Origin of the sequence: Bacillus manliponensis, from assembly GCF_000712595.1 — a bacterium.
Lineage (GTDB): Bacteria > Bacillota > Bacilli > Bacillales > Bacillaceae_G > Bacillus_A > Bacillus_A manliponensis.
In genome coordinates, this window is the sequence record NZ_JOTN01000073.1 from 1 (window position 1) to 774 (window position 774).

Consider the following 774-nt stretch of genomic DNA (forward strand, 5'->3'; position numbering starts at 1 on the left):
CATGTATAAAGTGAGGTATAATTCATGTATAAATATGGAATATAAACATACAAAACCTATCTGTTTCGTTCATTCACGATCATTTCGTATCTATCGCTGGCAATGTTTCAAGTGAAACGATTAAACAATACGTTGAAAATCAGAAAAAACGTCATGAGAAAGGAGCTGATACTTATGGTAAGAGAGCGTACACCAACGTATACAATCGAACTGGCGCTACATCTTCCTGTTTGGCAACAACATCGCTTGGAAAAGAAATTCAAGATTGCTCGGAACGTCTACAATTCTTGTCTAGGTGAAGCGCTGAAACGTCATAGGCGTGTGAAAGCTGATCGAACGTATCGTACGTTGCTTCGTGAACCGAAGTCGAAAGAACGTGATAAACAGCTAGTAGACATACGCCTCGCCTATGGTTTTTCGGAATATCGTTTGCATGATTTTGTGAAACGTGTTCAACAGAAATTCAAAGAAAATATCGGTAGTTTTGAAGCGCAAAAACTAGCGACAAGAGCTTTTCAAGCAGTAGAGAAACTCCATTTTGGACGAGCGAAAAACGTACATTTCAAAGCGTTTCATGATGATATTTCCGTTGAAAACAAATCGAATACGACTGGTTTGCGGTATGTAGATGGAAAAGTCCTTTGGGGAGATAAGCCAACAAAGAAACATCCGAAACCGAAAAACTGGCTTTGTATGATCGTTTTGCCAAAAGCCAATGATGAATATGCAACAGTTGCTTTACTGGACAAGACAAAGTATGTGCGCATTGTAAAG

The 774-nt window shown here is 39.0% G+C and carries 2 pseudogenes; both read left to right on the forward strand.

Features of this window, described 5'->3' with window-relative positions:
• Positions 1-80: 80 nt before the first annotated feature.
• A pseudogene (locus tag BAMA_RS24695) lies at positions 81-152 on the forward strand (IS200/IS605 family transposase); the annotation flags it as partial.
• 22 nt (positions 153-174) lie between these two features.
• Positions 175-774, forward strand: a pseudogene (locus BAMA_RS23260) (RNA-guided endonuclease TnpB family protein); the annotation flags it as partial.